Origin of the sequence: Rhodococcus sp. OAS809 (genome assembly GCF_040546695.1) — a bacterium.
GTDB lineage: Bacteria > Actinomycetota > Actinomycetes > Mycobacteriales > Mycobacteriaceae > Rhodococcus_F > Rhodococcus_F qingshengii.
In genome coordinates this window covers 5,683,079-5,705,372 of sequence record NZ_JBEPOI010000002.1, presented here as the reverse complement: position 1 = coordinate 5,705,372, position 22,294 = coordinate 5,683,079, and the positions used below count along the sequence as shown (strand labels likewise).

Sequence of the window (22,294 nt, the reverse complement as noted above, 5' to 3'; positions counted from 1 at the left end):
TCGGTTAGACATACCCCCGACGAACTTACCTGAGAGTAAGTTCGTCGGGGGTCCGTCATGCCATCTCCGCAAGAAGTTCCATGGTCACTTTGCCGGCAGGATCCGAATCAGTGGATGAAGGCACGGCCACGACGGAGTCCACTCCCGCCGCTCGGTACGCCTCGAGTTGCTCGCGGGCATCGGCCGGAGTCCCGACGATTCCCACCGTTGCCACCATCGCGTCCGAGACCTGGCTCAAGATCTCGCGCGGCGCGGCCCCGGCCCTGGCTGCCTCGATCACATCAGCGAAGCCCGCGCGGACGAACATGTCCGAGTACCCCGGAGCAGCCAGATACGGTACGAGCCCGCGTCGAAGTTGATCGATCGACACCTGTGACGGTCCATTCTCGGCGACGGCAGCCGGTGCCCACACCGACACGAAAGGCATGCCGGTTTCCAACTCGGCAGCGATTTCCTTGCACCGTGTGATCAGGCGCCCCGCTTGCTCCGGGCTGACCAGATTGAGCACCAGTTCGTCGCCCAACTCCACCGCGGCCCGAAGCGCCTTGTCCCCGAATGCCGCAACGATCAGCCGCCCACCTGGCGGCTGAAGTCGCAGCCGATATCCGCTGGTCCGCATCACCGTTCCGGCGACTTCGCCCCGTTCACCGTCCATCAGCGCTCGTACACCGCGGGCGGACTCCGCGAGCGCCCGAGCTGCCCCGGACCTGCTTCGTCCATGCCATTTTTCGACCACGACAGTGCTGGACGTACCCAAGGCGATCGACACGTGGCGCCCGGTGAGATCGGCCACCGACGCCGCCCCGATCGCGATCATCGCCGGATCACGAACCGTCACCGCGAGTGGGCCGACCACCAGTTCGGAGTACTCGAAGCCGACGCCGACCGACGTCGCCAGCGCAAAGGCGTCGTACGTCGCCATCTCCCCCACCCACACTCGGCCGAACCCCAGTTTGTCGGCGAGGCGCGCGGTAGTGGTCACCTCCCGCGGCGGACGGTCCTGCCACAACCCCAGGGAGATGTCGATGGTCGGCAAACCTCTACTCGAAGTCGGAGACAAGACCCATTCCCTCCAACAGTGTCGGACGGTCGTAGTACTCGAGCCACTCGGTGATCCGTCCGTCTGCCATGCTGAGGATTCCGACAACAGGAACGACGCCATGGGTACCGTCGAAGTGGAAGTCGTCCACTCGCTGCACAAATACCCTTCCGTCGATCACGCCGAGAGACTCGATCTTCAGTGTGATCCGTTCACACTTGCTTGCCAGTAACGCAATTCGGCCCGCAACGGCCTCCTTGCCGACAAGAGGTTCCTGCATGACGCTGTGGAGCACACCGTCTTCGGCGAACAGGTCGACGACGCGTGTCCAGTCCATGACGTCCCACGCCTGGAACATCTCACGCGCCAACGCAAGCTTGTCACTGTCGTTCATCACACTCATGCCACACTCTTCTGTCGAAGCTCACGCTTGAGGATCTTTCCGGTCGAATTGCGCGGCAGTTCTTTCCGAATCTCCAGCCGCTCGGGAAGTTTGTACGACGCGATGCGCTTGTCCTTCAGGAACGCGACCAGAGCGTCCAGCTCGAGTTCGGTCTCGGGCCGCAGCGTGACCACTGCTGCGACGCGCTCACCGAGTACTTCGTCGGGGTCGCCGATGACGGCCACATCCGCAACGGCCGGATGCTCGGCGATCAATCCCTCCAGTTCGGCTGGGGCGATGTTCATTCCGCCGCGGATCACGAGGTCCTTCCCCCGGTCCAGGTAGCGGAGAAACTGCCCGTGATCACCGGCAATCTCGAAGATGTCTCCGGTGCAGAGGAATCCGCGCTCGTCGAACGGAGACGGCCGATCGCCGAGATAGCCGGCAAAGACCGTCGGTCCGCTGATTCGCAACTCACCCGGGTGCCCGACTTCGGTGATGTCCTCGCCGGTGACCACGTCGACCAAGCGCACGTCCATCCAGTCGGAGATTCTGGTGCTCCAGCGAAAGTTCTCGACACCGAAGCGGGGGAAGTACCGTGCGCGGTCGTCCGGATCCGGCATGTCCGCAGGCGAGGAGAGCAGACTGATGCCTTCGTTGGATCCGAAGAAGTTGATGACTCCGATTCCGTATCGCTCCTGCCATCCCCGGACCATCGGAGGTTGCAGTGGCACCGAACCCGAACCGATCCGAGTCAAGCTCGACAGGTCGACCGCCGCGAGCATCGACTCGTCGGCGAGCAGCATCCACAACAGCGCAGGCGGCGCTACCGTGTACGTCACGCGCTCGGCCTCGATCTGCCCGAGGAAAACTCGAAGATCGAACGGGTGGTGCTGTACCAGTACACATCCCGTGCGGAGCCACGGCAGGAACATTCCGTTGATTCCGGCCATGTTGACCATCGGGAACGGGTTCAGCAAGACGTCGCCGACGCCGATGTCGGGAGCGTCGATCGTGGCCCAGCAGATGGCCAGCCACTCGTAGTGCGAACGTGGGACCCCCTTCGGTTCGCTTTCGGTCCCGGAGGTCCAACAGATCGTCATCGCATCGTTGGGGTCGTTGGGATCTTCGGTGATTCGGACATCCAATTCACTGCGCTGTGTTTCGGTGGCCGCCCGAGGACTCAGCCCCACGACACCGGCCGGCAACTGGGCCGGAAGCTCGGATGCGGGAGCGTAGGCGAACACCGATCTCAGAGAGGGAATCCGGGATCTGATTGCAGCGATCTCCGTAGCAGGGAGTCTGTCACCAAAACTGGGTACGGTGACAAATGCTGCAAACGCCGCCTGGTTTGCCATTCCTTCCACTTCACGTTCGCGGTACTGCATGGGCAATGGCGAGACCACGATCCCCAGAGACCACGCTGCAAGGTAGACCTCGACCAATTCGACGGTATTGGGCATCTGCACGCCCAGAACATCTCCCCGGCCCAAACCCACCTCGGAGAAGCCGGCAGCGAGCGCGATGACTTCGCTCTCCAGTTGGTTCCAACTGAGGCGTCGCGGATCTCCGCCGGACAACTCGCTCCGGTTCGCCGGATCAACCACGGCAAGTTCGTCACCGCGTACCCGCACCTGCGCCCGGAACACCTGATCGATCGTCTCGTCGGACCACCACCCCTTCGAGGTGTATTCGTCCACCTTGACGCGAGGGTGCAATCCCCTGTGTGCCTTGTTCATTCGCGTACTCGTTTCAGTTCTCGTAACGGCCGGAAATGTCGATCACGTCGCCTTGCTTCTCGAACGCCTGGGTAGCGGCGTTCCACTCGAACGGCTGGAATGCCAGGATTCCCAATGCATGGTCCGCGGTCATCGTGAATTTGATTCCGTCGATGAACATCGGCGGGTGGTAGTCCTGCGTTCGTGCGGCACTCATGATGCTGGCGCGTGAGAGTCCGTCGGATGACTCAGAGGCCCGAGTGAAGTTGTCCACCAACAGGTCACCGATGGCCCAGCCGTTCACGGTGTAGCTGTTGGTCGGGGAATCGGCACCGTGAGCAGCCGCACCGGCCAGGTAGTCACGTACCGCCGCGTCATCCTTGTAGAGGGCGTTGTTGGGATCCTTGAGCCACACCATCACCTGCTGCCCGTCGGCAGCATCACCGGCGGGCGCATACAGCGTCGCACCGTCGACGCAGTTCGACGGTTGAATCACGGTGTCGGGCTTCCATCCGACACGTCCGATCGCCTGGGTGATCGCGAGGCAATCGGTGGTGACACCGGCCACCACCAATACCTCGGCGCCACTGGCTTTGAGGGTCGATGCCGCCGTCTTGGGGTCGGTCAGCGCCTCTTCGGCTGCGATCTCGAAGTTCGTTCCTTCGATCGCGGACTTGAAGCCGTTGGCGATCCCTTGTCCGGACTCGGTCTGGTTCGTGGCCAAGGCAACCTTGGCGCCGCTCGGATACTTCTTCTTCAGGCTTTCGACCACTACCTCCATCTCGACGCCCGGATCCGGTAGATACTCCGTGGTCCACGGAAAGTCTTCGATCACCCGGAACTCGGGCATGCCTGCCTGCGCGAAGAGCAGTGGAACACAGGCAGTGGTCTGGTCGTCCGCGATGGCGTTCAACTGGCCTGCTCCGAACGTGCCCAGAACGTCGACCTTGTCCTTCTGAATGAACTCTCCGACATTGGCTTTGGCGCGCTCCGGGGAGAAGGCATCGTCCTTGACCACGACGTCGAGCTTGACGCCGCCGACGCCGCCGGCCGCGTTCTCGACCTCGAACCGTGCTCGCATTCCTTCGATCACGTTGCCGACCGCGTCGGCGAGCGGGCCGGACGTCGGCCCACTCCACCCCACCGTGAGTTTGTCGGTGATCGGCGCCGCGGCACCACTGGGATCGCTGCAGTCGTCGACCGATACTGCTCCGGCCGAGGTCGACGTGTTGCTCTCTGCGTCGGAGTTACCTCCGCAGGCCGAAAGGAGTAGTGCCGCAGCGGCGATGACTGCGGGAATCGTGGTCTGCCTTTTCATATCGTCCAGTTCCTTGCTGTGAGTTGAGAGAAACGAGAGTGGGCGAGGGAGACGGCGCTCAGGTGCGGGGTTCACCTTCGCGATACTTGGGATGATCTGCGGGAACCACGAGGACAAACCGTCGGAGAACGCTGTTGATCCGGCCGACGATTCCGTCCGGCATCAAGAACACGATCGCGATCAGCACCGCGCCGAACACCACTCCCGACACGGGGCCGTCGGTGACGCTTCCGGTGTAGTACGGCAGGAACACCACTGCCGTCGCCCCGACGATCGGGCCGAATTGCGTTGCGATTCCGCCCAACACCAGTCCGGTGATGAACTCGATCGACTTCATCAACGAAAAGGACTCGGGTGAGAGCGCGCCGATGTACATCGTGAACAGCGAACCTGCCAGACCGGTGATCGCGCCGGAAAGTCCGAAAGCGAGAATCTTGACCCGCGCGACGTTGATGCCGTTTGCACTCGCCGCAATCTCGTTGTCGCGCACCGCAACCATTGCCAAACCGAATCGACTCTTGACGAGATTGCGGATCAGGAGCATGACCACTGCCAGCGTCACTACCGAAACCCAGAAGATCCAGAGATAGGTGTCCGCGCGGGTCAAACCCGTCCATTTCGGCGGGACCAGAAGATTCGCACGAACGACCATGCCGGCCGCGCCACCGGTGAGATCCCCGGTCTTGCGGATCACTTCGGGAAACGCCACAGCGACGGCGAGGGTAACGAGAGCCAGATACAGCCCTTTGATCCGCAAGGAGGGAAGCCCGACGAGAAGTCCTAGTACGAAACACAATACGACTGCCATCGGGATTGTGGTCAACGGCGAGTATCCGCGATCGACGATCAGAACGCCGGTCGTGTACGCGCCGAGGCCGAAGAAGGCAGAATGGCCGATCGACAGAAGTCCGGTGTACCCGCTGACGATATTCAGTCCGGCGATGGCAATCGCGATGATGAAGACACTCGTGAACTGCCCTACGCGAAACGGCGCGCTCTGCGACACGAGGAGCAGGGCACAGACGGCAGCCACCAGCAGAACCAGTTGGAGTATCCGGTACGACGTCGATCCGGCAACCACCACGCGCGGTCGCCTGACTGCCTTTTCGGCGACCGCGGGTTCATTTCTCTCGGCAAGCGTCGTCATACCCGCTCCAGTTTCTTGGTACCGAACAGTCCATTGGGTCTGACGAAGAGGATCACCACGATGATCAGTAGCGCGGATGTCTGCTGCAGCGAACCGCCGATGACCGAAATGTAGCCGCTGAGCATCGATTCCAGAACACCGATCGTCAACCCACCCACAACTGCGCCGACAAGACTGTCCAGACCGCCGAACAGCGCTGCCGCAGATGCTGCGATGAAGATCGGGAACATGGTCGTGAGGCCGAGTTGTTGCGGCGAGAGCGGAGTGACCAGGACACCGGCCAGTGCGCCGATCGCTGCCGCAAACACCCCAGCCGATTGCGAGTATCCGGCTGGTCGGAACTCCGGCGAGAGTGGCAGATTCGGCATTGTCCGCGACGGCACGCATGTGCAGACCGACTCTCGTCTTGCGAAAGAGCAAGGACATCAACACAAGTAGGACAACGAGCGCAACCAGTACGCCCAGTGCGTCGCCGTACACGCGCGCGCCGCCCACCGAGATGTAGTCGGTGGGACCGTTGGGAAACGGGCTCGGCATGATCTTCGTTTCGCTCCCCCACAACATTCCGGCCAACGAGTTGAGCCCGGTGAACAATCCCAGTGCCACTATCAGCACTGCCATGTCACTTCTACGTTGAACCGGCCGGATGAGCAGACGCTCCATCAACGCCCCGAGCAGGAAGCCGAGAGCGAGAGCCGCTCCGATCGCGGCCCAGATCGGCCAGGACATCGTTGTGAGCCACCACGCCACGAAGGTTGTGAACAGGGCCAACTCGCCCTGAGCGAAGTTGATCGTGCCGGTGGCACGGAACACCACCACGAGTGCCAGCGCGAGAATTGCGTAGATCGATCCGTTGGTCAATCCGGAGATGAGTCGTTCGAGAAAGAGTGTCACCGTTTACTCCTGGTACCCGAGATAGGCGCTGCGCACGACGTCGTCGGAACGAAATTCCTCGGGCGTGCCGGCAGCGACGATGGTGCCTACGTCGAGCAGGAAGACCTTCGACGCGAGTTTCATCGCGAGATCGGCATTCTGTTCCACGATCAGCAGTGCAGTTCCGTCGCTCCGGTTGATCGCACCGAGCGTGTCGAACAATTCGGCGATGACGATGGGCGCCAGACCCAGGCTCGGTTCGTCGCACAAAAGAAGGGTGGGACGGCTCATCAATGCCCGCGCGACCGCGAGCATCTGCTGTTCACCGCCTGACAGCGAACCTGCCAACTGTGTGGACCTCCTCGCGAGCACCGGAAATGTCTCACACCACCGCTCGATGTCGGCCTCGATCTCCGCCTTGTCGTTGCGAAGCGCAGCGCCGACGAGCAGGTTGTCACGTACCGACAGTTGACCGAGAGTTCCACGGCCCTGTGGGACAAGGCTGACGCCGGCGGCCACGGCGCGTTCAGGTTTGGATCCGAGCGGCGAACCGTTGAAGGTGATCGTTCCCTGGTGCGGAATCAATCCGGCAAGCGCGCGCATCATGGTGGTCTTGCCGGCACCGTTCGCGCCGAGAACAACAGCGACCCCGCCGGGTTCCACGTCGAGCGACACCCCGTGCAGTACATTGCCTCGCCCGTAACCGGCATGCAGATCGTCGACGCTCAGCAGGCTCATGCCGCTCGCCCCAGATAGGCATTGATCACGGCGTCGTTCTGCTGGATCTCCGCCGGAGTACCTTCAGCGATCTTGTGGCCGAAGTTCAGTGCGACAACGTGATCGGAGATACCCAGCACCAATCCCATGTGGTGTTCGACCAGAAGCGCTCCGAAGCCGAAGTCGTCGCGGAGCGAGACGATCAGTTCTCCCAACTCCTTGACTTCGCTGTGTGTGAGCCCGCCGGCGGGCTCGTCGAGCAGAAGCAGCGAAGGCTCGGACATCAATGCTCGTGCCAGTTCGACGCGCTTGAGTGTTCCGAACGGAAGGCCTGCTGCCGGCGCGTTCGCGACGTCGACGAGTTCGAGGCGTTCGAGCAGGTACCAGGCCTTCTCTCGCAGTTCTCGGACTCGGGCGCGCGCTGGAGGCCAGCCGAGAAGCCCGCTCGCCAGTCCGAAGCGGCCCCGAGACGATCCGCCGACCATGGTGTTGTCGAAGACGCTCATGCCGCTGAACAGTGCGAGATTCTGGAAGGTCCGAGCGATCCCTGCAGATGCCAATGCATAGGGCCGCAATCCCAAGAGGTCGGTTCCTTGCCAGGTGATGACACCGCGACTCGGTTCGTAAATCCTTGTGATGCAGTTGAACAGCGTGGTCTTACCAGCGCCGTTCGGCCCAATGAGTCCGCAGATCTGGCCGGCGTGGACGTCGAAGCCGACGTCGTCGAGAGCCGTGACTCCGCCGAATTCGATCGATACATCGGAGAGCGTGAGTACGACCGGGTCATTCGCAGGTTGTGCGGGTGGTGTGTTTCCAAGCATTGGTTTCACCTCCTCGTGACACTTCAATTAACAGTGTGATAGAGATTACTACAGTAAACAGAGGCACTCCGTCAACGTGCGGCCCCCGATCCGGAGCCGAGAAGGGACATCATCGTGAGGTCCAACAACATTCACGCAGTCGACAGCGGCGGGGGCCCAGACGTCAGGGACTACAGCCGGGTCGACGCTCTCGTCGCCAAGCAGGAAATCTACGAGGTTCTGGCTCGTTTCCTCCGAGCTGCCGATCGCGGAGACGTCGAGGACGCCAGGCGGTGTTATCTACCCGGCGCAACCGAAGACCACGGGGGTGTCTTCACCGGCACCGCCGACGACTACATCGACCACATCGCCGGGGCCATCACTCACCCACGGTCACTGACGACCCACGCAATGACCAACGTCCTGATCGAACTCGACGGGGCCACAGCACACGTCGAGTCCTACGTGCTTGCCTTCGCGCGAATCAAGCACTCGGACGGCATAGCCGACACACTCACCGCGGCGCGCCTGATCGACCGCTTCGGCTACGAGGACGGCAGGTGGGGAATCCGCCACCGCGCACTGCGGTGGGACTGGAACCACGACATGGCCACAGCCGAAGGCTGGATCTTCGGGATGCTCGCGCCTGAAACGTCTTTGAAGAAGAGCAAGAAATTTCCCGACGACCTCATCTACACACGGCAGACACAGGAGCACTCATGACAAGGTTTCGCGGAACGCCGATAGAGGGCGCGACTGTCCTCGTCACCGGCGCCAATCGAGGGCTCGGCTTGGCCTTCGTCCAACAGGCGAAGTCGATGGGTGCCGCCAAAATTTATGCAGGGGTGAGAAATCCCGACGAGGCGCCCGCCGAGCTGCGATCCACCGGAGCACACATCGTCGAACTCGACGTGACCGATCCAGGACTCGTCGATGCAGCGGCCAGGGCGTGCGGTGACACCACAGTGGTCGTCAACAATGCCGGACTGTTCACCGGGAATCGGTTGATCGAGGCCGACGACCAAGCGGCTGCGCGAGCCGAGATGGAGGTCAACTACTTCGGGCCTCTGACGATGATCCGCGCCTTCGCGCCGGTACTCGCCGCCCGCGGCGGAGGATCGATAGTCAACGTCCTGTCGGTGGCCGCAATCGCTCCGACCGCCTTCATGGGTGGCTATTCACCGGCCAAGGCGGCTGCTCTGTCGCTCGGCGGCATCGCTCGCGCCGAACTCGAACCGCACGGCATCACCGTCACGTCGTTGATCGTCGGCAGCGTCGATACCCGCATGGCGTCACATGTTCAGGGCCACAAGGAAAATCCTCTGGACATCGCCGCGACCGGACTCGCCGCCACGCAACGCGGTGAGTGGACGTGCGACACAGATTTCATGGCAATCGATGCCCGTGCGCGTCTGGCACGCGACCCGATTCGGTACGAACGCGGTCTGGGCAAGCTCCTCTTCGCCGGCGAACTGACCACTCGATCATGAGCGATCCGATTCGTGTTGCCCAGTGGGCGACCGGTGCCATCGGCAAGACAGCGCTACGCGGAATCATCGATCGTCCCGACCTGGAGTTGGTCGGCCTGTACGTGTACAGCGACGCCAAGGCGGGTCGAGACGCCGGTGACATCGCCAGACGAGCACCGACGGGGGTGATCGCTACACGCGACGTGGACGAGATCATCCGCTCGCGCCCACAGGTTCTCATCCACAGTCCGCGTTTGCAGATTCCGTACGAACGCCACGACGACGATCTGTGCCGTCTGCTTCGCGCCGGGATCAACGTGATCACGACGGCCGGGCAGCACTTCCCCCGCGCACACGGCACCGAACGCGAGCACATGTTCGCCCAAGCATGCAAGGAAGGCGATTCGACGCTCTACGGGGTCGGCGTGAGCCCAGGTGTCATCGGCGAGCGATTGGCGTTGGCGCTGACGGGAACATCGATCGAACTCGACCGAATTACGATCGACGAGGTGCTCGACGCTCGCGGCATGCCTGACCCCGACTTCGCGTTCACCGTCATGGGAATGGGTTCGCCCCCGGAGGAACTGGACGGAACCGGGCCGTTGCCCTCGCTGTACGCGTCGCTGTACCTCGAGACCATCGCGTTCATGTGCGAGCGCCTGGGCGTCACCTACGACGAGGTCGTGTCCGATCACAGGGTCGTTCCGGCACGTACGGATCTCGACGTCGCCGCCGGACGCATCGCCGCGGGAACCGTCGGAACCACCGAATGGCGCTGGCACGCAATGGTCGACGGAAAGCAGTTCCTCACCCTCGCCATCATCTGGACCATGGAACCTGATCGCGACGAATACGCGGGACGGGACCAATGGGAAGTCCACCTCTTCGGCAAACCCGAGATCGTGATGACCGTCAACCTGGTCGAACCACAAGATCCGAACAGTCGCACGACAGCCGGTCAGTTCATCACTGCAGGCCCGGCACTACGCGCCGTCGAGCATGTACTCGCTGCTCCCGCCGGCATTTTCGAACCCCCTGTCTTTGCCCCCTTCAGATTGGAGCATTCAGCATGACAACTCAGCCGACGGCCGTAGGTTCGACTGCCGCCCGTGAACCTGCCACCCGTGAACCTGCCGTCCGTGAACCTTCCGTGAACGCGCTCCTGCCCGACGGTCGCCCCGTGCAGAATCTGGAAGACTTGCTGCGCAGCCGGGCGATTGCCAGTCCGGAGAGCACCGCCGTCATCTCCGATGACGGGCGTACCAGTTTCCGCGAACTCGACATCGAAACAAATCGTGTCGCGAATGCACTTCTGCGCGATGGTGTTCGACCCGGCGACCGGGTGGCGTACATCGGGGCCAATGCACCGTCTTTCCTCTCCGTCCTGTACGGATCTTCGAAGATGGGCTCGATTCTGACGGCCGTCAACAATCGGCTGGCACCGGGCGAGGTCGACTACATCCTGAGCAACAGCGAGCCGACCGTCGTCGTACTCGGAGCAGGCGATGAGGGCCTCTCCGACGTCGCCGCGGCGGTCGGTAGCGTCCGTACCGTCGTCACGGTGGACGGTTCCGGAAACTCGATCTCGTGGAACGACTGGCTTTCCGGTGTCGGCGACGACGATCCGGGGTCGTCGCGCCGCCCCGACGACACAGCGCTGATCTTCTACTCGTCGGGAACCACCGGTCACCCGAAGGGAATCGAACTCACCGGCGCCAACCTCGGCCGTGCCCTCGCCACCATGTATCACCTGCTCGATCTCGACACCGACTCCGTGGCTATGTGCCCGGTTCCGTTCTTCCATGTGGCCGGACTGGGTCTCGCCCTGGTCACGACGCTCGGCGGTGGCGCTCTACTGCTCGAGACCATCGCCGGACCTCTCGAACTCGTCGCGCTGATGCAGGAGTACAAAGTCACGCATGCGGTCGCCGTTCCCGCGGTGATCAGCGTCCTGACCTCCCTTCCGGCTGTGCGCGAGGCAGATTGGAGTGCCCTGCAGTTCCTGGTCTACGGAGCCGCGCCGATGCCACTGCCCCTGTTGCAAGACGCGACCGAGGTCTTCGGGTGTAGTTTCCTGCAGGCATACGGACTCACCGAGTCGACCGGCGGCGTCACCATGCTGACCCCGGAAGATCATCGGGCGACCGACGAGTCGACCGCGCATCGGTTGAAGTCCGTCGGGCAGCCGATGTTCGGAGTGCCCATCCGCATCGTCGATCCCGTGACGCTCGAAGACGTCCCGGTCGGTACCCGCGGCGAGGTCGTCATCGGCGGCCCTCACGTCATGAAGCGTTACTGGCGTAACGAAGCAGCAACTGCGGCCACCATGTTGGACGGCGACTGGCTTCGCACCGGAGACGGCGGATCGTTCGACGAGGACGGCTATCTCTACCTCCACGACCGCCTCAAGGACATGATCGTCTCCGGCGGTGAGAACGTCTATCCGGCCGAGGTGGAGAGTGTTCTCTCCGGGCACCCCGGCATCCGCGAGGTGGCGGTAGTCGGCGTTCACTCCGATCGGTGGGGTGAGACTCCCCTTGCCGTGGTCGTTCGAGCTGCTGATTCGGATGCAACCGAAGCGGAGATCATCGAGTGGTCACGCGAGCGACTGGCTCACTTCAAGTGCCCCAGTGCGGTTCGGTTCATCGAGGAGCTGCCACGCAACGCTAGCGGGAAGCTGCTCAAGACTCGTTTGCGACAGGACTTCGCTTGAGTCCATGACACGAATTCGGGGCCGGTCGCTTCGAGCGATCGGCCCCGATTTCTGTCGTTCGATGTGAAGCACGCTCAGCGTGGGTGAATCCGGAACTCCACGCCGCCGACGATCAGCCCCGGCTCGACGGCAGACGCGCCGCTCGACGCCGCCAGATCGATTGCAGTGAGCATCGATCGCTCCCCCGGAACGAACGACACGACGCGTGATCCCAGCCTGATCGAGAGTGGTTGCGCCGAGACCGGTTCCTTTCCGAACACTTCGGCCCACAGCGTCGCCGTCCTGGCCGGATCGGGCGAGGACACGTCGACGCCGAGGATGTCGTCGACCCAGGGATCGAGGGAAACTTCCTTCTCCGTCTCATCCCAGAACCACTCGTCGGCGTCGGGAATCTCGTCGAGTTCCACGAGCAGTCCGAGATCACCGGGATGAAGTTGGACGATCCGGTGACCGTAGGCCTCGAGATCGGCCACCGTCCGAACATCGGCCGCAGCTGCACGTTCCAGATAGGGCTCGATGTTCGAAACCTGGATCGAGAGTGCATAGCCGCCCTCCCCTCCGCCCTTGCGGATCCATCTCGCCAGCGAGACCGTCTCGTCGAGCGGCGCGACGATCTCGAGAAATGCCTGCGGCCCGACGGCCAAGGTCTCGTCGGCCAAACCGATGCCTTCGAGCAGTGGATCCGCGAATCCTGGCGCCAGATTCAACGCTTCACGTAATTGTTGACCGGTCTTGTCCAGGTCTCGTGCACCGATCACCACCTGCCGCAGGATCTCCCACGTGCCCGCGTCGTGCGTGCCCGTCACAGTCCGACCGCTTCGGCGGCTGTGTCGGTACTCTGCCAGCGTCGGAGCTCGGCACCCGGCGCCCACGTCGAGTGGGTGCCACTCGAAATCCGTTCGGGAAGGCGAAGTTTGCACAACGGTCCGTCTCCGACGCGGGCAGCGTCGAAGATCAAGCAGAAGGACGCGTCCTCGTTCATGTCGGTGGTCAACGTGATGAGATAGCCGTCGTCTTCAGCGGTACCGCCCACGCGTGGTGCCATCGAGGTCTCGCTTCCATACACGCCGTCACCGAAGGAGAATCGTTCCTCGTTGCCCGTCAGCAGGTCGTGTTTGACCAAGCCGTCGAACAGGAACCACGACGGCTTACCCGAAGCCGCATAAGCGTATCGGTACTTCTCACCCGCGAAATTGCTGTTCATGATGCCGAATTCAGTGATCGAGTCACTGAGTTGCTCTTCACGCGTGGCTCCGGTGACCAGGTTCAAACGCCAGCGGTGAAGCCGGGTCTGCATGCGATCGAGAGCGAGGAAACGGAAGGCGCGCTCCCACTGATTGCCCATACCGTTGTCCGACGGTTCCGGATCACCCTGGTAGAAACCGTCCAGAACAATCTCGTCCCCCTCTTCGTAGGCGTTCACGAAGTGCAGGACATAGGTCGGATCGGCCTCGAACCACTTGATGTCAGCGGTGTTTCCGCGGCGTGGGATGACTCCGAGACGGAGCGGGATATCGGGATGGAAATTCGCGACGTGCGCGCCCTTCTCCAGCAGAACCGGATCCCAGAACAAGGGGCAGTCGTTGAGGATCGCGTAGTTCTCCGTGAAGGCCATGTCGTGCGGCAAGCGTGGACCTGGAAGCGGGACGTCGACGTAGTGGACCAACTCGTTGGCCGAGTCCACGACGCCGTAGTGCATGTACGGCGCTTCCTTGCTGTAGTTGAAGAACAGCATTTCTCCGGTCTTGTCGTCCACCTTCGGATGCGCGGACACACCCCATTCGAAGGGGAACTTGCCGTTCCAGCTTTCCTTGCCGAGTGTCTCCGCCGACATCGGATCGAGACGATACAGATCTCCGCACTGGTAGAAGCTGGTGAGAGCAGTCCCCCTGTGAACGACGACGTCGGTGCTGGACGCGTCCTTCATCCGGGTGCGCGCACCCTTGCCGCCCTCGGGGCGACTGAGTTTGGGAGACTCGGCAAGCCCGGCCCACAACGCAGCGCCGGCGTCCTGCTCGGCCGCCAAGCCGTCGGTACGTACGAATCGGTTGCGGTAGAACGACTCTCCGTCGCGAAAGCCCACGATGTGAATCATGCCGTCACCGTCGAAGGGGTGATACGCCTTCATCGAGGGATGGAGCGGATTCTCGGTGTTACGCAGGTAGACACCGTCGAGGTCTTTCGGAACCTCACCGAATACGACTTCGAGGTTGTCCGCTTTGAACTCGGTGGTCTGGGGTTGCCACGGGCCGGTGCGATACGGGTGATCGTCATCGGCGGGAAGGGTGGACAACAACTTGCCTACGATTTCGACGTCCATGGAATTCTCTTTTCGACTGATGGGGAAAGGCTGGACTGCACTTTCAGGAAACTGCGTCGACGACAAAACTGACGGTGGTGGCCGTACTTCCACCGAAGTTGAGCGTCGCAAAGCGGCTCGCACCCTCGACTTGGAAACCGCCGGCCGTTCCCGTCACCTGATGGGCCGCGTCGAGAAGCATTCGGACACCACTGGCACCCACCGGATGACCACCGCCGATCAGACCGCCGCTGGGGTTGATCGGTAGCTTGCCGCCCATGGCGATGTCACCACTCTCGATGGCTTTCCACGACTCGCCGGGTGCGGTCAGACCGATGTGGTCGATCGCGAGATACTCACTCGCCGTGAAACAATCATGTGTTTCGATCCCGTCTATCCCGGCCAGGTCGACTCCGGCCCGGGAGAAGGCACCCATCACCGCATCCCGAACGTGTGGCATCACGTAGGGATTATCGGCGTCGCGGGCCAGCTTCTGCTCGAGACCTAAACCAACAGTCCGATGACCCCAGCCCGCGATGTGGGCCAGCGGAGTCGCCGCAGCACCAGGGTGTTCACGCAGGTACTTGTCCGTCACCAGCACCACCCCGGCGCCACCGTCGGTCACCTGGCTGCAATCGAATCGTCGAACACCGCCTTCCACAACAGGATTGGTGGCGTCGTCGCCGCCTGCATTCCCGAGCAGATCGGGTACCGCCCAACCGCGTGTCTGCGCGTTGGGGTTGTTCTTCGCGTTTGCGAAGTTGATCTGCGAGATCGTGCGAAGGTGAGATTCGTCGATCCCGTAACGCCGCCCGTACTCCTTCGACACACGGTCGAACATGTACGGCCACATGAATTTTGCTTCCTGACCTTCGTGTCCGACCCAGGCTGCAGCGCCCAGATGGCCGGCCGCGTCATCACCCGGAACCGTCTTCTCCAGTTCGATACCCATCACCAGAGCCGCGTCGTAGTTGCCGGCGCGCAGGTCTGCCATCGCTGCAAGTACAGCGATACTGCCCGATGCGCACGCCGCCTCGTGCCGAGACGAGGGCACACCCCACAGGTCTGGATGCACGGTGGCGGGCATCGCGCCCAGCTGACCTTGGCCGGCAAACAATTGCCCGAAGGCATTACCGACGTGGATCACCTCTATGTCGGTGGCAGGAACCTTCGCCGCGTCCAGGGTGTGGTTCACCACCTCTTCGGCAAGGTTCGCGAAATCGAGTTCCTCACGGGTGAAGTTCCGTGCGAAGTCGGATTGGTACCCGCCGAGAATCCAAATGTTCGAAACAGTCATGACCTCTCCCCTTGCCGATCCGGCCTCGGTGACGTCACCGAGATACCCGCGCAACGGCGGTTGTAATTTCACCGCAACCGTACTACAACTAGCAGAGTAACTCTACTAATTGAAGGGTTGAAAATGACTGATGCTTTTGTCCTCGACTACGTGCGCACGCCGCGCGGTCGAGCATCGGCGCGAGGCGCCCTCCACGAACACAGCCCCGTGGACCTTGTCGTCCATCTGGCCAAGGCTCTGCAGGGTAGAACGAACCTCGCCGCAGAACAGATCGACGACGTCGTTCTCGGTTGCGCATCGCAGGTGGACGAGCAGGGCGCGAACATCGCGAGAACTGCCGCACTCCTTGCCGGTTGGGGCGACTCCGTCCCCGGCGCAACCCTCAATCGATTCTGCGCATCCGGCGTCGACGCAGTCGGCCAGAGCGCGGCCCGCATTCGCGGCGACGACGTGTCCCTCGTCGTGGCCGGTGGCGTCGAAAGCGTCTCCCGGACTCCGATGTTCAGTGATCGCGGACCGCTGTGGACCGATCCGGCAACTATCGCGCAGATCGGTTCCATCCATATGGGTATTGCCGCCGACTTGAATGCCACGATCGAGGGGTACTCCCGCGACGAGTTGGATGCGTACGGCGTCGAAACCCAACACAAGGCTGCCGAGGCCTGGCGCAACGGCGCATTCGAGCGGTCCGTTGTGCCTGTCCCCGGCAGAAACGGAGAAGCGGGAACAGCCCACGACGAACTGGTCAGGGCAGAGACGACGGCAGAGGGACTCGCAGCGCTGCCTGCCGCCTTCGAAGGGCTCGGCGCCGCCGGTCAGGATGCACTCGCGCTCGCCGCCTACCCTGAGGTCGGCAAGATCGAACACCTGCACACCGTCGGATCCTCTCCCGCCATGGCCGACGGCGCAGCGCTCCTACTCCTCGGATCCGAGAAAGCCGCGGCGAGAGCCGGCTTGACCCCTCGCGCACGGATCATCGGATCCGCCTCGACTTCGGTGAATCCGGTCCTCATGCTCACTGCGGGCCAGAGCGCCGTGGAGGCAGTCATCGCGCGAGCCGGGCTTCGTCCACAGGACATCGACGTGTTCGAGTTCGCAGAGGCGTTCTCCGCACTCTGCCTACGGTTCCGCCGCGATCTTGACGCCGGGCCGGACCGCATGAACCCCAACGGAGGCACGATGGCGATGGGCCATGCATTCGGCGCCACCGGAGCAATTCTCGTCGGCGCATGTGTCGACGAACTGGTACGGAGCGACGGACGCTACGGTGTGGCCGCGGTCAGCGGCGCCGCCGGTGTCGGAGTCGCGGTGCTCGTCGAACGGATCGCCTCATGACCGTCAGTTCACTCTCTGGCCGCGTTGCCGTCGTCACGGGAGGGGGTAAGGGCCTCGGCCGTGCCGTCGCACTGCATCTCGCGAGCCGAGGGGTCACGGTGATCGTCAACAATCGAAATCGCACACTCGATTCGAGCGGCCGAGGCCCTGCAGATCAGGTTGTCGACGAAATCCTCGAAGCCGGTGGACAGGCCGTCGCCAACCACGACGACGTCACCGACCCCGAGGTCGGCCGAAAGTTGGTGGACGACGCTCTCACTCGGTTCGGACGACTCGACTTCTGCATCACCAGCGCCGCGGTCAGCGGTCCACAGATGCTTCATCGCACCACCGCCGAGAACCTCAGCACCGTCATCACGACAAACGTCGTCGGAACCGCACTGGTCGCCGCCGAAGCCTCCCGAGTGATGCGCGAAGCCGGATTCGGGCGCATCGTGATGATTGCCTCGACCGCAGGACTGCACGGAGAACCCACCGTGTCCGCCTACGCCGCCAGCAAGGGTGCCGTCATCGCATTGGGACGCACCGCAGCCGGCGAAGGAGCGAGTCGCAATGTGTTCACCAATGTCGTACTGCCCTATGCCACTACGCAGATGACCGAATCCGGAATGGATCCACGATTCATCGACATCATGGGTGCCGACCTGGTAGCCCCGGTGGTCACCGCCCTCGTCGATCCCGAGTCCACGACCAACGGGCAGGTGATCGTCACGGCAGGCAACGGGGTGCGTTCGGCAGACGCCGTCGAGGGCTCGACCGAATTCTTGCCCACCACCACAGAACTCGATGCCAAAGCGCTCGACGCGCTACTCGTGACCAGCCGACTCGGCGCTCCTCACACCTATCCGAGCGCACAGGAAGCCTTCGCGGACTTCGCTTCCGAACTGCTCGACCACCACAATCGGAAAGCGCGCGCATGACCGACATCCCACTGGGCGATCTTGCACTGAACTTCGGTGTGAGCGCACTCGCCGTCCTCGTCTTCATCGCAGTCGTGATGGCCGTCGCCATCCGGATGAACAATCACTCGATCATCGACATCTGCTGGGGGCCTGGCTTCGCCGTCGTCGCCGTCGTCTCGTACCTGACGTCCATCGGGTCGGACGGCAACGATCTGCGTCGCCTCGTCGTGCTGGCTCTGACCGTGGTGTGGGGAATGCGACTCGGCCTCTACATCGGCTTCCGAAACCGTGGGCACGGGCAGGACAAGCGCTACACTGCCCTGCTCAAACATCAACAGGGACCGCTGGTTCCGTTCCTGATTCGCAAAATCTACGGCCTCCAGGGCGTTCTCATTCTCGTGGTGTCGCTGCCCGTCCAGTTCGCGATGTACGAGTTTCGCGCCCTCGGAGTCCTCGGCGCGATCGGCATCGCGGTCTGGACCGTCGGCTTCGTCTTCGAATCGGTTGGAGACTACCAACTTTCCCGCTTCAAAGCTGATCCGGCCAATGCCGGGAAGGTGATGGACCGTGGGCTCTGGGCCTGGACCCGCCATCCCAACTACTTCGGTGATGCATGCGTCTGGGTCGGACTGTTCATCCTCGCGCTTGGTGATCCATTGGCGCTGATCACGATCGTCTCTCCGATCGTCATGATCAAACTGCTGGTGAGCTACAGCGGTAAGGCCCTTCTCGAACGCGGCATGCGCAAGAGCAAGGGGCAGGCCTACGACGACTACGTAGCCCGGACCAGCGGATTCTTACCTCGTCCACCCCGTCCGGCACGAAACCACGCGTCGTGAGCGCCCCCACGAGTGGTCTCGCCGACGTCTTCGATCTGGAATCGACCGGCCCGGACCGGTGGCAAGGGTCGAACGACGGTGTTCGGCTGCCTCAGCTGTTCGGCGGCCAACTGGTAGCCCAGTCGATTCTCGCAGCCGGGCACACGGTTACCGACGGCAAAGCGATCAGTTCCGTCCACACCCACTTCCTTCGCCCGGGGTCGACGAATCGCGCGACCGAGTTCTCGGTAGATCGCCTTCGGGACGGAAAACGCCTGTCCACCAGAGGCGTCGACGTCCACCAGGACGGACGACTCGTCTGCCGTTCGACGGTCTCTGCCTCCTCGATCGACGAGGGCATCACTCACAGTCGCGCAGTACCCGCCGCACTCCCGCCCGCTGAGTGCGTGACGTTGCAGGAGTTGGCCGAGGCAGACGGTGGGTTGGGAGAGGTGTGGGAGGAGTTCTCCGCCATCGAGATTCGTGTGTCCCCCATCGATTCGCAGTCCCCCACGACGCATTCGGCGGCGCCTCCGCGCAACATCTGGATGCGTTCGGCTCAGCGGCTGAGCGACGATCCACTGATTCACGTGGCTGCTCTCGCCTATGCCAGTGATCTGATGCTGATGGCAACCGCGCTGACTCCGCACGGCTACGACATCGGGCAGGAGCACTCGCTCGACACGGACTGGACTGGTGTGTCCCTCGATCACACGATGTGGTTTCAACGCCCTGTGCGGGCGGACGAGTGGCTGCTCTTCGAGCACTCGACCCCCACAGCTCACACCGGCAGAGCAGTAGTGAATGCGGCGGTCTTCGATCGATCCGGACTCCAGATCTGCCAGATCACTCAGGAAGCGTTACTCATTGCCCGCACCGAGTGATTCCCGACTCTTTCTGCAGACCATTCGGTACGGTCTCGCGGTGCCGCAGGGTGCGCGGCCTATGATTTCGGGGTGGTACGAGTGAATGCAGCCGGATCTTCGACACCCACCGCGTCGGCGGGCGTCACCGAGTTGCCTGCCGGCGGTCCGAACGCACTGGCCGTCACGCTCGGGTTGTTGGGGGACGAGTGGAACCTCTGGATTCTGCGATTCGCCCTGTTGGGGTCGCGGCGATACAACGACTGGCTCGCCCTCGGGGGAATCTCCAACTCCGTATTGTCCTCACGGTTGGCGGTCCTGACGGCCGGCGGAATGCTCGAGCGTCGTGAGTATCAGCAGAACCCGCCCAGGCACGAATACTCGGTCACCCGCAAAGGGCAGTCGATCTGGCCCGTCCTCATCACCATGTGGTCGTGGGAGAAGCAGTGGGCGCCCAATGAAACCCAGCCGCTTCCACCACTGCGGCACAGCACCTGCGGAAACGACTTCACCCCGATCCTGCGCTGCAAGGAGTGCGGCGAGGACGTGGACGTACGATCCCTGGACTCCCAAATGGGTCCGAGTGGGGACTTCTCACGCAGTGTCCCGGAAGCAACATCGCGGCGACGCTCCACCAAGTCCGAACGCCGTCCGGAGATTCTGGCTCACACGATGGAACTTGTCGGCAATCGCTGGTCAGCGGCGATCATCGGTGCAGCTTTCCGAGGCGCTCGCCGCTACGGAGAGTTCGCCGAGATCACCGGTGCACCACCGGCGATAGTCGCGGATCGCTTGAAGCACCTCACCGAGATCGGTGTAATGGAAACGCGTCCGCTTCCGGATCGCCCACAGTGGTCGGAGTATCGACTCACCGCCAAGGGCACGGCGTATTTCCCCGTGGTGATGTGCATGATCTCCTGGGGTCAGCGTTGGTTCAGATCCGCGGACGGCCCGGACATCGTTCTCCATCACAAGGCCTGCGGTAAACGGTTCGAAGCGCGCTTGGGTTGCAGTGTGTGTGGTGAAGAGTTGAGGTCTTCGGACATCGAGGCCGTCGACCTCACCACCTCGGTTCACGTACCCGGGTCCGGTTGGTCCTGAGGTCCCCGCTCAGCCGGCAGTGCGGATCCGGTCGAAGCTCCGGCCTCGGTGTTCGAGCGGCAGCCTGTCCCCTCGCCCGAACAGTTTGTTGCGCAGCGTTCCCTCGTCGTAGTCGCCCTGGTAGGCACCTCGTTTGGTCAGCTCCGGAATCACATGCTCCACAATGTCTTCGAAGGTTCCAGGAGTCACCGCGTACGCGAGATTGAAACCGTCGACGTCGGTCTCGGACACCCACTCCTGCAACTCGTCGGCGACCTCCGCGCCGGAACCGACAACGATCGGGCCGAGCCCGCCGATGCCCGCCCACTCCGCGATGTCCCCCACCGTCCATTCGCCGCCTTTCTCGTCGGCCTGACGAAACGATGCGACCGCGGATTGAATGGCATTGCTCTCGACGTTCCCGATCGGCTCGTCCGCTCGGTATCCGGAGAGGTCGATTCCCATCCACCCCGAGGTGAAAACGAGCGCGCCTTCACTACTCGCGTAGCTGCGGTAGTCCTCGAGCTTCGCCTGGGCCAACTCAGGGGTTCGGTCGGTGATGATCGTCAACAGTGTGTAGATGCGGGCCGAGTACGGATCTCGCCCGACCTTCGTCAGTTCGTTTCGGATTCGAGCAACGGTGTCTTTGAGAATCGCCTTTGTCGGTGCACCCACAAAGATCGCCTCGGCATTCTCAGCGGCGAACCGCACCCCACGAGGCGACGCGCCGGCCTGGAAGATGACCGGCGTCCGCTGTGGAGAAGGTTCGGAGATGTGGATGCCCGGAACCGTGAAGTGCTTGCCTTCGTGCTCGATCGGATGAACCTTGGCGGGGTCCGTGTAGACCCCGGTGGTTCTGTCACGCACCACCGCGTCGTCTTCCCACGACGTTTCCCACAACTTGTAGAGAACTTCGAGGTACTCGTCCGCGTGGTCGTAGCGATCGTCGTGCTGGAGTTGGTCGTCCTCGCCCATGTTCCGCGCGGCCGAGGGGAGGTATCCGGTGACCACGTTCCACCCGATTCGCCCGTTCGTCAGGTGGTCGAGGGTGCTCAAGCGCCGAGCGAACGGGTAGGGATGCTCGAAAGCTGTACCTGCGGTGATCCCGAAGCCCAAGTGCTCGGTCACGGCAGCCATCGCCGACGCCAGCAGTAGCGGGTCCGAGACCGGTACCTGCGCGCCCTGCCGCAGCGCTGCGTCGTGATTGCCGCCGTACACGTCATACGTTCCCAACACGTCGGCCAGGAACAGCCCGTCGAATCTTCCACGCTCGAGGAGCTTCGCCAACTCCGTCCAGTACGTCAGATCCGTGTACCTGGACGACTGGTCCTCCGGGTGGCGCCACAGACCTGGCGATTGGTGGGCGACGCAGTTCATGGCAAAGGCGTTGAAGCGGATTCTGCGGGTCATTCCCGCACGATGCCGTGCCTGCTCCGCGGTGAACACCATTGCGATCAGTGCGATCGGTTCGGCTCCTGCTTGCACCCGGCGATACCGTCGACTTCGCGACCTCGTCGGCGGGCC

20 protein-coding genes are annotated in these 22,294 nt (G+C 62.7%); 9 read left to right on the top strand and 11 right to left on the bottom strand.

What is annotated here, in order from left to right; translation table 11 throughout:
* Window positions 1-55: 55 nt before the first annotated feature.
* The 7 genes from ABIE52_RS29800 to ABIE52_RS29770 are packed head-to-tail and all read right to left on the bottom strand — an operon-like array spanning window position 56 to window position 8,015.
* Complete coding sequence (locus ABIE52_RS29800) at window positions 56-1,060, bottom strand: LLM class F420-dependent oxidoreductase (RefSeq protein WP_354541566.1); 1,005 nt, start codon at window positions 1,058-1,060, stop codon at window positions 56-58.
* The gene (locus ABIE52_RS29795) at window positions 1,041-1,442 is read right to left on the bottom strand and encodes a nuclear transport factor 2 family protein (protein ID WP_021345212.1); all 402 of its coding nucleotides are present in this window, start codon (window positions 1,440-1,442) and stop codon (window positions 1,041-1,043) included. Before ABIE52_RS29795 ends, ABIE52_RS29800 begins: the two co-directional genes overlap by 20 nt.
* Window positions 1,439-3,160, bottom strand: coding sequence for a class I adenylate-forming enzyme family protein (locus ABIE52_RS29790; RefSeq protein ID WP_030534908.1), 1,722 nt, complete (start codon window positions 3,158-3,160; stop codon window positions 1,439-1,441). The genes ABIE52_RS29795 and ABIE52_RS29790 overlap by 4 nt, the downstream gene beginning before the upstream one ends.
* A gap of 13 nt (window positions 3,161-3,173) precedes the next feature.
* A complete protein-coding gene (locus tag ABIE52_RS29785; RefSeq protein ID WP_003939841.1) occupies window positions 3,174-4,457 on the bottom strand; it encodes an ABC transporter substrate-binding protein in 1,284 nt (427 codons plus the stop codon).
* A gap of 58 nt (window positions 4,458-4,515) precedes the next feature.
* On the bottom strand, window positions 4,516-6,498 hold the full coding sequence (locus tag ABIE52_RS29780; RefSeq protein ID WP_354541565.1) for an ABC transporter permease: 1,983 nt from the start codon (window positions 6,496-6,498) through the stop codon (window positions 4,516-4,518).
* Between the two features lie 3 nt (window positions 6,499-6,501).
* A complete protein-coding gene (locus ABIE52_RS29775; RefSeq protein ID WP_003939931.1) occupies window positions 6,502-7,215 on the bottom strand; it encodes an ABC transporter ATP-binding protein in 714 nt (237 codons plus the stop codon).
* Window positions 7,212-8,015, bottom strand: a complete 804-nt coding sequence (locus ABIE52_RS29770) for an ABC transporter ATP-binding protein (protein WP_003940309.1) — start codon at window positions 8,013-8,015, stop codon at window positions 7,212-7,214. Before ABIE52_RS29770 ends, ABIE52_RS29775 begins: the two co-directional genes overlap by 4 nt.
* Before the next feature lie 114 nt (window positions 8,016-8,129).
* On the opposite strand from ABIE52_RS29770, the gene ABIE52_RS29765 reads away from it, so the two are divergent.
* Genes ABIE52_RS29765 through ABIE52_RS29750 form a run of 4 tightly spaced genes read left to right on the top strand, consistent with a single transcriptional unit; the run spans window position 8,130 to window position 12,176 of the window.
* The gene (locus ABIE52_RS29765) at window positions 8,130-8,717 is read left to right on the top strand and encodes a nuclear transport factor 2 family protein (protein ID WP_042451074.1); all 588 of its coding nucleotides are present in this window, start codon (window positions 8,130-8,132) and stop codon (window positions 8,715-8,717) included.
* Window positions 8,714-9,484 carry an SDR family oxidoreductase gene (locus ABIE52_RS29760; RefSeq protein ID WP_042451076.1) on the top strand — a complete coding sequence of 257 codons (771 nt, stop codon included), beginning with the start codon at window positions 8,714-8,716 and terminating at the stop codon, window positions 9,482-9,484. Before ABIE52_RS29765 ends, ABIE52_RS29760 begins: the two co-directional genes overlap by 4 nt.
* A complete protein-coding gene (locus ABIE52_RS29755) occupies window positions 9,481-10,536 on the top strand; it encodes an NAD(P)H-dependent amine dehydrogenase family protein (RefSeq protein WP_158170065.1) in 1,056 nt (351 codons plus the stop codon). The genes ABIE52_RS29760 and ABIE52_RS29755 overlap by 4 nt, the downstream gene beginning before the upstream one ends.
* Window positions 10,533-12,176 carry a long-chain-fatty-acid--CoA ligase gene (locus tag ABIE52_RS29750; RefSeq protein WP_162113699.1) on the top strand — a complete coding sequence of 548 codons (1,644 nt, stop codon included), beginning with the start codon at window positions 10,533-10,535 and terminating at the stop codon, window positions 12,174-12,176. Before ABIE52_RS29755 ends, ABIE52_RS29750 begins: the two co-directional genes overlap by 4 nt.
* Before the next feature lie 74 nt (window positions 12,177-12,250).
* Here the strand turns inward: ABIE52_RS29750 and ABIE52_RS29745 are convergent, their stop codons facing one another.
* Genes ABIE52_RS29745 through ABIE52_RS29735 form a run of 3 tightly spaced genes read right to left on the bottom strand, consistent with a single transcriptional unit; the run spans window position 12,251 to window position 15,772 of the window.
* On the bottom strand, window positions 12,251-12,982 hold the full coding sequence (locus tag ABIE52_RS29745) for a VOC family protein (RefSeq protein WP_054827291.1): 732 nt from the start codon (window positions 12,980-12,982) through the stop codon (window positions 12,251-12,253).
* Entirely contained in the window at window positions 12,979-14,496 is a 1,518-nt protein-coding gene (locus ABIE52_RS29740) for a carotenoid oxygenase family protein (RefSeq protein WP_192712285.1), read from the bottom strand. Before ABIE52_RS29740 ends, ABIE52_RS29745 begins: the two co-directional genes overlap by 4 nt.
* Before the next feature lie 43 nt (window positions 14,497-14,539).
* Window positions 14,540-15,772: an acetyl-CoA acetyltransferase gene (locus ABIE52_RS29735; RefSeq protein WP_073512708.1), complete on the bottom strand. Its 1,233-nt coding sequence runs from the start codon at window positions 15,770-15,772 to the stop codon at window positions 14,540-14,542.
* Between the two features lie 123 nt (window positions 15,773-15,895).
* On the opposite strand from ABIE52_RS29735, the gene ABIE52_RS29730 reads away from it, so the two are divergent.
* From ABIE52_RS29730 to ABIE52_RS29710, 5 genes are all read left to right on the top strand, one after another.
* The gene (locus ABIE52_RS29730) at window positions 15,896-17,107 is read left to right on the top strand and encodes an acetyl-CoA C-acyltransferase (protein ID WP_054827293.1); all 1,212 of its coding nucleotides are present in this window, start codon (window positions 15,896-15,898) and stop codon (window positions 17,105-17,107) included.
* A complete protein-coding gene (locus ABIE52_RS29725) occupies window positions 17,104-18,027 on the top strand; it encodes an SDR family NAD(P)-dependent oxidoreductase (protein ID WP_073512707.1) in 924 nt (307 codons plus the stop codon). Before ABIE52_RS29730 ends, ABIE52_RS29725 begins: the two co-directional genes overlap by 4 nt.
* Window positions 18,024-18,848: a DUF1295 domain-containing protein gene (locus ABIE52_RS29720; RefSeq protein ID WP_042451087.1), complete on the top strand. Its 825-nt coding sequence runs from the start codon at window positions 18,024-18,026 to the stop codon at window positions 18,846-18,848. Before ABIE52_RS29725 ends, ABIE52_RS29720 begins: the two co-directional genes overlap by 4 nt.
* On the top strand, window positions 18,845-19,711 hold the full coding sequence (locus ABIE52_RS29715) for an acyl-CoA thioesterase (protein ID WP_058037859.1): 867 nt from the start codon (window positions 18,845-18,847) through the stop codon (window positions 19,709-19,711). Before ABIE52_RS29720 ends, ABIE52_RS29715 begins: the two co-directional genes overlap by 4 nt.
* 81 nt (window positions 19,712-19,792) lie before the next feature.
* Complete coding sequence (locus ABIE52_RS29710) at window positions 19,793-20,791, top strand: winged helix-turn-helix transcriptional regulator (protein ID WP_003940366.1); 999 nt, start codon at window positions 19,793-19,795, stop codon at window positions 20,789-20,791.
* Window positions 20,792-20,800: 9 nt separating this feature from the next.
* Here ABIE52_RS29710 and ABIE52_RS29705 read toward each other — a convergent pair whose 3' ends face one another.
* On the bottom strand, window positions 20,801-22,180 hold the full coding sequence (locus tag ABIE52_RS29705) for an LLM class flavin-dependent oxidoreductase (protein WP_168798795.1): 1,380 nt from the start codon (window positions 22,178-22,180) through the stop codon (window positions 20,801-20,803).
* Between the last annotated feature and the right edge of the window lie 114 nt (window positions 22,181-22,294).